Raw genomic sequence first — 9920 nt, forward strand, 5'->3', positions numbered from 1 at the left:
CCGCCCCACGGCCCCGGCCGGGCGCGGTGCGCCGGTGCCCGTCGCGGTGGTGTCTCGTGCGGCCGGTGCGCCGGTCCTTGCAGTGGTGACGTCTCGTGCGGCCGGTGTGCCCGTCCTCACCGCAGCGACTCCTCGCGCAGCCGGTGCGCCAGCCGGAGCAGGCGGGCGATCTCCTCCTGGCCCTCGGCGGGTTCGCGGGTGCCCTCGGCCAGGCCGAGCGCCTCGTCCATGCCGGAGACGCCGCCCAGCTGGTCGCGTACCTGGCGCCCGAGCAGGTCGGTGGACCCGCAGGCGCGGGCCTCGTGACGACAGAACATGCACATGTCGCAGGTGGACAGGCAGTCGGGCGCGTAGCGGGCGGGCACCTGGAGCAGCGCCTGGGCCAGCTCCTCCGCCGAGCGGGTCGGCACGCCGTCCTCGCCGGGGGCCAGGTCGAAGGTGAGGTCGCCGGGCAGGCCCTCCAGCAGGTACTCGACCCTGGTCATCCGGGCGAGCTGGCGGGTGAGGACCGAGAGGTGCTTGCGCACGTCGACCAGCGCCGCCGTCGGGCGGTTGGCGAAGTTCTCCGGGCAGACGAGGACCACGTCGTGGGAGACGCGCCGGGGGTCGTGGCCGAGGTCGGCCATGAGCGTGCGCAGCGCCAGGACGTAGACCGCGGCCTGCCGCGCCGCCGCCGCGACCTTGTCCGGCTCGGCCTGGCCGTCGATGACGCTGAACGACTTGATCTCGACGATGTGGAAGCGCCCCCCGATCTGGAAGGCCACCACGTCCGGCTCCAGGTAGGAGGTGTACCCGGCGATCTCCAGGCTGAACAGCGGGTGGTCGTAGAACACCGCGGTCCCGTCGTCCTCGCGCGCCGCGCGGTCGATCAGCGCCCGGGTGTGCGAGTGGCGCAGGTGGGAGCCGACGCTCTCCACGTCCCGGTAGCCGACCTGGGCGACGGCGAGGCCGAGCAGCTCGCGCAGCAGCCGCAGCAACTCGGCGCAGCCGTTCTCCTTCACCAGCGCCTCGAACACGTTTCCACGGCTGATCGCGAACTGGGACTGGCCGAACGGCGCGGGGAAGCCGACGTGCCGGGCCGTGAGGTCCTTGTCGACACCCGCGGCGTCCATCAGCGCCCGGCGCGCGCAGCCGGGGTTGGCGGCGAGCGCCGCGATGGCCCGCGCGTCGTGCGGGTGGGACGGCATCGGCCCGCGCAGCTCGTCAAGCCTGTTCCGGGAGGACCTCTCCCTGAGCTTGGTCATGAGCCGGTCTCCCCGTCCAGCCTGGTCTTCAACAGGCCCCCCTCAAGGTGTTCATCGCGGTGGCGCCGAACAGGCGCTCCACGTCCGGTAGTTGCCTCGTCGCCCGTGCCGCCACCTCGGCCCGCTGCGCGGAGTCGGCGGCCAGGTGGACCTCCAGCTCGGCCCGCGCCGCGCGGATCGCGGTCGCCGGGTCGGCCGGGGCGAACCCCTCGACGGCCCCCGGGATGTTCTGCGCCATCCGCGACAGCAGCCGCACCGCCCCCGGAGGCGGCTCCGCCAGCCGGGTCAGCTGCTCGGCGACGCGCACGGCCGAGGTGAGGAAGTCGACGCGCGGGCTCAGCGGCCCCAGCACCCGCAGCTCGGGCGGCCACGTGCTGTCGGCGAGCAGCCCCCGGGCGGGGGAGAGACGGTCGGTCAGCGCGGCGCACAGGTAGTACGGCCTGGCGTAGGGGTCGCCGCGGAACGAGCGCTCCTCGTCGCGCCGCAGGCTGGTCAGCTGGGAGCCGCGCAGCTCGCGCGAGAAGAAGGCGTCGTTCACCGCCACGATCAGCTTGGCCGGGGTCGGCACGCCCAGCAGGGTCAGTGCCTGGTGCACCTGCTCCCTGATGGGCAGCAGCGAGGTCTCGGGCTCGTGGGGCGGCGCCGGGACCTCGGAGGCCACCGCCGCGTCCCACGCCTGCTCGGCCCTGCGGAGATCCCCGCGCAGCGACCGGGCGAGCGAGTTCTCCCTCGCCTTGACCGCCCGTCGCACCTCGGCGCGGAGGTCGGCTATTCGCCGTTCCAGCGCGTCCAGTGAATCACTCACGGCCCGGAGCGTAACAGGAGTTCCATCAGCCTCCCCTGAATTCCAGCCAATTCCAGCATTAAAGTGCGAGCCGTTGAATAAAAATAACGGGCGAAAGGTACATTTAATGCGAAACTGATCGTTTGGGGCGGAGGCCTGTCGCCCGGAGAGCGAGACCTGTCGTTCGCGGCAACGGGGCTTGTCTGCCCCAAGGAAAACTTAACCCGGTCAAGATATTGACCGGGTTGCGCCTCTGTTAGGTTGGAGCGCGTGACAGGACTCCGGGAACGCAAGAGGCGGCAGGTCCACGAGGCGATCTCGGCGGCGGCGATCGGGCTCTTCCTGGAGCGCGGGTTCGACGAGGTGCCGGTCGCGGAGGTGGCGGCGGCGGCGGGGGTCTCCAAGCCGACCCTGTTCAAATACTTCCCGACCAAGGAGGACCTCGTCCTGCACCGCATCTCCGACCATCAGGGGGAGGCCGCCCGGGTCGTCCGCGGGCGCGGGGCGGGCGAGACGCCGCTGGCGGCGCTGCACCGGCACTTCCTGGACGGGCTCGACCGGCGCGATCCCGTGACCGGGCTCAACGACCATCCCCAGGTGCTCGGCTATCACCGGATGGTCTTCTCCACGGCCGGCCTCGCGGCCCGGGTGCTCCACTACATCGCTCTCGACGAGGAGGCTCTCGCCGCCGCGCTCGCCGAGGACACGGACGAGCTCACCGCGCTGCTCGTCGCCGCCCAGGTCCTCGCCGCGCAGCGGGTGCTGGCCCGGCGCAACTGGCTGGCCCTGGTCGGGGGGGCGACGGCCGACGAGACCCACCCCTCGGCCCGCCCCGCCGCCGACCACGCGTTCGCGCTGCTCCCCGAACTCCCCTGAACACGCGGCACCGGGCAGGGGAGCGGGGCAGGGCCGGGGGACGGGGCTCGGCCGCCCCCGGAGATGCCGAGGGGGTCGCCTAGCCTTCGACCTCCGTGCGGTCGGCCGACCACAGGGTGTGGAAGGAGCCCTCACGGTCCACCCGCTCGTAGGTGTGCGCGCCGAAGAAGTCACGCTGGCCCTGGATCAGGGCCGCGGGCAGGCGCTCGGCGCGCAGCCCGTCGTAGTAGGCCAGCGCCGTCGAGAAGCCGGGCGCCGGGATGCCCAGCTCCGCGGCCTTCGACACCACCCGCCGCCACGAGTCCTGCGCCAGGGTGAGCGCGTCGGCGAAGTAGGGGGCCGCGAGCAGCGTGACCGGCTTGTCCTGCGCCGCGTACGCCTCACGGATGCGGTCGAGGAAGACGGCGCGGATGATGCAGCCGCCCCGCCAGATCGTGGCCAGCGCGCCGAGGTCGAGGTCCCAGCCGTACTCGGTGCTGCCGACCCTGAGCTGGTCGAACCCCTGGGCGTAGGCGACGATCTTCGAGGCGTACAGCGCCCGCCGCACGTCCTCGGCGAACTCCTCGCCGACGGCCCCCGCGGGCACGCCCGACGGGCCCGGCAGGCCGCGCGCGGCCTGCCGCAGGTCCGCGTGGCCGGACAGGGAGCGGGCGAACACCGCCTCGGCGATGCCGCTCACCGGAACGCCCAGGTCCAGCGCGATCTGCACCGTCCACCGGCCGGTGCCCTTCTGCTCCGCCCGGTCGGCGATCACGTCGACGAGCGGCTTGCCCGTGCCCGCGTCGACCTGGCGCAACACCTCGGCGGTGATCTCGATCAGGTACGAGGACAGCTCGCCCTCGTTCCACTCCGCGAAGATGTCCGCGAGCTCCGCCGGGGTCCGGCCGAGTCCCTGCCTGAGCAGGTCGTAGGCCTCGGCGATGAGTTGCATGTCGGCGTACTCGATGCCGTTGTGCACCATCTTCACGAAGTGCCCGGCGCCGTCGGGACCGATGTGCGTGCAGCAGGGCACGCCGTCCACCTTCGCCGCGATGTCCTCCAGCAGCGGGCCCAGCGCCTGGTACGACTCCCGCGACCCGCCGGGCATGATGCTCGGCCCGAGCAGCGCGCCCTCCTCGCCACCGGAGACCCCCGCGCCGACGAAGTGCAGGCCGCGCTCGCGCAGCGCGGCCTCACGCCGGCGCGTGTCCAGGAAGTGCGCGTTCCCACCGTCCACGAGCATGTCGCCCGGCTCCAGCAGGGGGGCGAACTCCTCGATCACCGCGTCGGTCGGCGCACCGGCCTTGACCATGATCAGAATGCGCCGGGGGCGTTCCAGTGCCGCGACGAACTCCTCGGGAGTCTCGCAGGGGACAAAGGTTCCCTCGTTCCCGTGTTCCTCGATCAGCGCCTTGGTCCTGTGCTGGGACCTGTTGTGTACCGCCACCGTGTGCCCGTGCCTGGCCAGGTTGCGGGCGAGGTTCGCCCCCATCACGGCCAGTCCTGTCACACCGATCTGTGCCTGAGTCATCAAAAACCTCCAGCTCGAAAAACCCGGTCTTCACGACCGGAAGGAGAACGCGGCGGGATGCCGTTGGCTGATCTCTCGAAAACCTGAGCGAATTCGTTGCGAATGCCGCCACCTTCTGTGACCTACGCGGACCGGGAGGCGGACGTTCACGTTCCACCTCCGTCCAACCGGGTCCAATTTTTCACGTCCGGGAAAGCAAGTCTGCACCCACCCCGATCGAAGGTGTGAAGAAGGTCCCGGCGCCGTGCCGATCGGTGGACGGCCTGCTTTTCCCGATGGTCTCCGCACCCGGCGGGAGCGGGGACGACCCGGCGGGAACGATCCCGCGCCGAGAAGGCTCAGCGGCCGAAGCTGATGACGCCCGGAAGCTCCCGGCCGATGAGGCCGCCCAGGCACCGGTAGGTCCGCGCCCCGCCCTCGAACTGCTCCCGCGAGGGCGGCAGGATCGTCTTGTGCCACCTTGTCCGCCGGTCATTGCGGGTGTCGAACATGGAGGCGAACATGACCTGGTCCGAGCAGACCTTCTTCACCGTCGGATGCTTCTCCAGGGCGGCCAGATCGTAGGTGAGAGAGTCCCGGGGCAGCGGGGCGATCGCGAACGTCTCCCACGCGTGGGTCTCCTCGCAGCCGATCCGCTTGGCCGTGGTGTCACCCGCGATCGCGACGAGGCCGCCCCAGCACTCGGGCTTCGCCGCGCACGCGGCCCCCGCGCCCGCCACCGCCGCGGCGGGGCAGGGGGCGGTGACCGTGGCGATCTCGAAAACCTCGCGGGCCGCGGGCGTGCTCGCCCCCGGGGTCGCGCTCCCGTCCTCGCCGGTGCTCTGGAGGGCCTGCGAGCCGGGTTGCTGACCGGTGGACGGGGTCTGGTCGCGGTTCTCGATGTACATGAGCCCGACCCCGGCCATCAGCAGGATCGCGAAGGCCACGGCCACCGCGACGAAGATCCGCACGTTCGACGAGGAGGGATGCTCCGGGGCCGTCGCGGGTGGCCGGGTACCGGAGAGCCCCTTCAGCCCCGGCGACGTCAGATGCGACCGCACCACCTCCCCACCCGGACCGCCCCGCGCCGCCGGCGTGCCGTACGGCGACGCGTACGGGGCCTCCGCGTACGGCGGCGCGGAAGCCGGGCCCGTGCCCGGAGCCGGGGAACGGGGCGGAGGAGGGGGAGGGGCGGCGGGACGCGGGGTGGGGGACCGGCGGGCCGGCCAGCCCCCCTCCAGGCGCAGGTCCGTGAGGGCGTCGCGCAGCGCGGCCACCGACGGGGTACGCCGCGCCGGGTCGGTGGCCATCGCCTCCCTGAGCACGGCGGTCAGCTCCGGCGGCACCCCCGGGATCTCCGGGACGGGCAGGCGGTGCAGGGCCATGATGACCGCGATGTTGACCACGCCGCTCTCGGGAAAGCGCGGCGGCCGACCGGAGAGCAGCGCGTACAGCGTGGCGGCGAGGGAGTAGACGTCGCCCGCGGCGGCGGGTTCGGTCAGCTCGAACGCCTCGGGCGGGGCGTAGGCCGGGGTGAGGGACTCCCGGGTCACCGACGCCTCGCTGCCCGAGGACGGCATGGTGGCCAGGCCGAAGTCGGAGAGCACCACGTTGCCGTACCGGTTGATCAGGATGTTGGCGGGCTTGATGTCGCGGTGCAGCACCCCGGCGGCGTGCGCGGCCGACAGCGCGTCGGCGATCCGGATGCCGATGTCGGCGACCTCGGCCGGCGACAACCGTTTCTCGGCCCGCATCCGGTCCAGCAGCGACCCGCCGGGACACAGCTCCAGGACCATGTACGGACGGCCGTCGGGCAGGACCCCCGCGTCGTAGACATGGGCGACGTGCGGGTGGCCGGAGAGGGCGCCCGCCGAGGTCACCTCGCGCATGAAACGGCGCCGGTCCCGCTCGGAGACCAGCACCCGGTTGTCCACCTTGAGCGCGACCTCGCGCTCCACCGCCAGCTGCCTGGCCCGGTAGACGATCCCGAAGCCGCCCTGGCCGAGCACCCCGGACACCTCATAGCCCGGTACCGCGAAGGCGCCCGTTCCGGCCACCTGCCACCTCCTGAAGACGAGCGGCAGATTACCGGAGTTTGATCCGCTAACTGAGTGTGTATCACCTTATAGCTGGTCAAAGAGCTGATGCCCGTCACCGACGGGACGTCCGTCGCCGAGCTCCGCCAGGAGCGCGTCCCAGCGGGCGCCGATGGTGTCGAGGCCGTAGCCGGAGGCCGTGAGCACGGCGTTCGCGCCGAGCTCACGGCGCAGCTCCCGATCCTCGATCAACCGGTTGAGCGCCTCCGCGAGCGCCGCGGGCTTCCTCCCCGGGACCAGCAGCCCGTTGTGCCCGTGGACGATCACCTCTCCGGGACCGTGCGGGCAGTCGAAGCTCACCACCGGCACGCCCTTGCTCATCGCCTCCAGGATCGTCATGCCGAACCCCTCGTAGCGCGAGCTGACGACGTAGACGGACGACCTGGCCAGCTCCACGCCGATCTCCGGTGAGCTGCCCATGAGCAGCATCGTGTCCGACAGCCCGGCGTCCTCGATCCTGGCGCGGAGCCTCCGCTCGGCCTCGGGCCTGCCACGCCCGTAGAGGCGCAACACCCAGTCGGGATGCGCCTCCGACACCGGTTTCCACGCCTTGACCAACAGGTCGAAGCCCTTGGCGTGCACCATCCTGCCGATGGCGATCACCACCTTCTCGTCGAGCTCCGAGATGTCACCGGCCAGCGCGGTCACGGCGTTCGGGATGCGCAGCAGCCGTCCCGGGGGAGCCTTCAGCGCCCTGCGGTAGTGCTCCAGGTCGGTCTGGGTGAGGGTGACGAAGGCGTCCAGCCTGCCGTAGCGCCGCTTGATGAGCCGGACGACCTCCGGGGCGTGCATGTCGAGGGCCACGTGCTCCTGGCCGACGGTGATGACGCCCGGCGGCGCGAACAACGCGGTGATCAGGTTGAACCCCGGCCGGGTGGAGATCAGCACGCCGGAGCGCATCGAGCGCAGGAAGCGCACCATGAGCAGGTCCGTCCGGAGCGACACGGCCCGGTGGATGTTCTCCTGCCTCGGGACCAGGACGCTCGGCAGCCGAGACAGCAGCCGCGCCAGCGGACCCCGCCGCCCGGTCCTGTCGTCGAGGAACGACACCCGCACGCCCGGCGGGATGGGGAAGAACGGCTCCTTCGCCGTCCGGACCACGCTGACGATCTCCACGTCGCGCTCGCGCGCCAGGTGCCCCGCCAGGTTGAGCACCGTCCTGATCGTGCCGCCCATCCCGTACGCGTGCTGCAGCAGGATGCGGACCGTTGCGGTGTCGGGCGCCGGGGCACGCCGCGCCCGCCTGGCGTTGATGGCCCGCAACAACCGGAGCGCCGCGCGCCTGGCCTCTTCCCGTGCCTTTCGCCGTGCCCTCGCCAACGTCCCCGACATGCTGGGAGCCCCCCGCCGGTCTCTCCCTCCCCTGCTCGTTACCTTCCCCGGAGTCGCTTTCGCCGAAGCGCGCACATCACGACATCATGGTCACTGTCCGGCGAGCTGTTTGTTCTCCCGGCGCTCTTGTCTCCGGCCGTTCCTGCCGCGGTCCTGTCGCGCTCGTCGCGGCCCGTCACTCGCCGAAGCGGGAGAGCCGGCCGCGTACGCGAGCGTGGCGCAGCGCCCACGCGAACAGGCCGAGCGTGGCGGCGAGGTAGACGACGTCCAGCAGCGCCGCCCACGCGAGACTCTCCCAGGGCACGGCGCCGCCGTTCAGCACGGTCCGCATGCCCGTGAAGACGTGGGTCGCGGGCATGAACCCCGCGATGGCCTGGAGAGGGCCGGGAAGCGTCTCGACGGGGTAGAAGATGCCCGCCAGCGGCTGCACCACGAAGACCAGTGACCAGGCGATCACCTGGGCGTTCTCGCCGAAGCGCAACACCGCGCAGATCCCCACCAGGCCGAGGGACCAGCCCATCACCAGCAGTAGCGCCATGAACGGCACCATCCCCGCGCCCAGGCTCGTGACGCCGAAACCGTAGAGGGCGAGGGCCAGCCCCGACATGATCGCGATGGCGAAGACGACCTTGCCGAACGAGAACACGATCAGCCCGATCACGTACTCGACATTGGAGAGCGGGCTGACCTGGACATTCAGTAAATTCCTACTCCAGATGTCCTCAAGGAAGGCTATCGAGATCTCGTTGCTCGCCTTCTGGAGCACCTGCCACAGCAGGACCGCGCCGAGCAGGAAGGTGGCGATGAACGGCACGCGCTGCGACTGCAGGAACAGCGTCACGAAGCCCCAGACGAAGAGCTCGATCGTGGGCCAGAAGACGATCTCGAACATCCGGATCGGGCTGCGGCGCAGCGCCGCCAGGTCGCGGAAGACCACACCGCTGATCCGTCGTCCGCGCGCGGCCATGCTGAGCGGGGGAAGGGTCGTCGTCATGACCGCGCCACCGATCGGGCCACCTTGATGAAGACCTCTTCCAGATCATCGGCGCCGTAGACGTCGGTGAGCTCGGTGGCGCTCCCGCTGGCCACGATCCGGCCCTCGGACATGAAATGGATGCGGTGACACATCCGCTCCACCTCCTGCATGTTGTGGGACGTGATGAGCATCGCGCGCCCGCTCTCGGCGGCCACCCGGACAAGCAGCTGGCGGATCCGGTCGCCGGCGTCGGGGTCGAGGTTGGCGGTGGGTTCGTCCAGGATGAGCAGGCTCGGTTCGTTGATCAGGGCCTTGGCCAGTTGCACGCGCGTGCGCTGGCCGGAGGAGAGCTCCATCACACGGCGCCTGCGCAGCGGGCCGAGGTCCAGCAGCTCGACGACCTCCTCCACCCGGACCCTCGGCCTCCGCACGCCGTACAGCCGGGCGAAGGTGTCGAGCACCTCGCGCACGTGCAGGACGCCGGGGAGGTCGACGTAGCTCGCGGCGAAGTTGATCTGGCTGAGCACCTCGGTCCGGTGCCTGGCGAGGTCCAGGCCGAACATGTGGATGCTGCCGCCGTCGGGGGTGATCAGGCCGAGGAGCATGTGCAGGGTGGTCGACTTGCCCGCGCCGTTGGGGCCGAGCAGCCCGACGATCTGGCCCGTGCCGACGGTGAGGCTCACCTCCCGGACGGCGGACACCGAACCGAACCTCTTCGCCAGCGCCGCAGCCTCAAGAATCACCACCACGCCAGAGTGCGGTCCGCCGCGCCCTCCGGGCAATCGGTTTTCCCGTGGGGTACGCGGTTGATTTGACGATGTGGGTCGTGGTTCATAAAGTTCACCAGACCCGAGGGAGACGGCGGTGACGCCGGGGCCTCGGAACCCTCTCTGACGATCTTCCTTCTTACGGGATCTTTGTCCCCGAAGAGGTCTGATTCGACACGAATCAGACGATCAAGTAAGTTAGACGGGTTGCCCCGAAAGGGGAGGCTGTAAATTCTGAAACAGGTAAGCCGGATCGGGTCGGTTTGACACGAAAAAGCGGGCCTGAAAGAATAAAGGCACAACGAAAGAACAGAATAAAACAAAACGAACGCCCCGGAGTTCTGCTCGGCTGGTTG

Annotated in this window: 8 protein-coding genes; 1 reads left to right on the forward strand and 7 read right to left on the reverse strand. The window is 70.7% G+C overall.

The annotated features are described in order from the left end of the window. Nucleotides 1-116: 116 nt before the first annotated feature. Nucleotides 117-1244 carry a hypothetical protein gene (locus ACFFRH_RS41440; protein WP_344746849.1) on the reverse strand — a complete coding sequence of 376 codons (1128 nt, stop codon included), beginning with the start codon at nt 1242-1244 and terminating at the stop codon, nt 117-119. 28 nt (nt 1245-1272) lie between these two features. Further along, on the reverse strand, nt 1273-2049 hold the full coding sequence (locus ACFFRH_RS41445; protein ID WP_386163462.1) for a hypothetical protein: 777 nt from the start codon (nt 2047-2049) through the stop codon (nt 1273-1275). Between the two features lie 249 nt (nt 2050-2298). On the opposite strand from ACFFRH_RS41445, the gene ACFFRH_RS41450 reads away from it, so the two are divergent. Beyond that, complete coding sequence (locus tag ACFFRH_RS41450) at nt 2299-2904, forward strand: TetR/AcrR family transcriptional regulator (RefSeq protein ID WP_386163464.1); 606 nt, start codon at nt 2299-2301, stop codon at nt 2902-2904. Between the two features lie 79 nt (nt 2905-2983). Here the strand turns inward: ACFFRH_RS41450 and gnd are convergent, their stop codons facing one another. The 5 genes from gnd to ACFFRH_RS41475 all read right to left on the reverse strand — a co-directional run bounded on the left by gnd (nt 2984) and on the right by ACFFRH_RS41475 (nt 9543). Continuing rightward, nucleotides 2984-4414: an NADP-dependent phosphogluconate dehydrogenase gene (gene gnd, locus ACFFRH_RS41455; RefSeq protein WP_386163466.1), complete on the reverse strand. Its 1431-nt coding sequence runs from the start codon at nt 4412-4414 to the stop codon at nt 2984-2986. Between the two features lie 338 nt (nt 4415-4752). After that, entirely contained in the window at nt 4753-6450 is a 1698-nt protein-coding gene (locus tag ACFFRH_RS41460) for a serine/threonine-protein kinase (protein WP_386163468.1), read from the reverse strand. 66 nt (nt 6451-6516) lie between these two features. Then, nucleotides 6517-7821, reverse strand: a complete 1305-nt coding sequence (locus ACFFRH_RS41465) for a glycosyltransferase family 4 protein (RefSeq protein ID WP_344746853.1) — start codon at nt 7819-7821, stop codon at nt 6517-6519. A gap of 175 nt (nt 7822-7996) precedes the next feature. Next, complete coding sequence (locus ACFFRH_RS41470) at nt 7997-8815, reverse strand: ABC transporter permease (RefSeq protein WP_344746854.1); 819 nt, start codon at nt 8813-8815, stop codon at nt 7997-7999. Next, on the reverse strand, nt 8812-9543 hold the full coding sequence (locus ACFFRH_RS41475; RefSeq protein WP_386163471.1) for an ABC transporter ATP-binding protein: 732 nt from the start codon (nt 9541-9543) through the stop codon (nt 8812-8814). The genes ACFFRH_RS41470 and ACFFRH_RS41475 overlap by 4 nt, the downstream gene beginning before the upstream one ends. Nucleotides 9544-9920 lie beyond the last annotated feature (377 nt).

The sequence above is a fragment of the Streptosporangium vulgare genome, from assembly GCF_042428775.1.
Lineage (GTDB): Bacteria > Actinomycetota > Actinomycetes > Streptosporangiales > Streptosporangiaceae > Streptosporangium > Streptosporangium vulgare.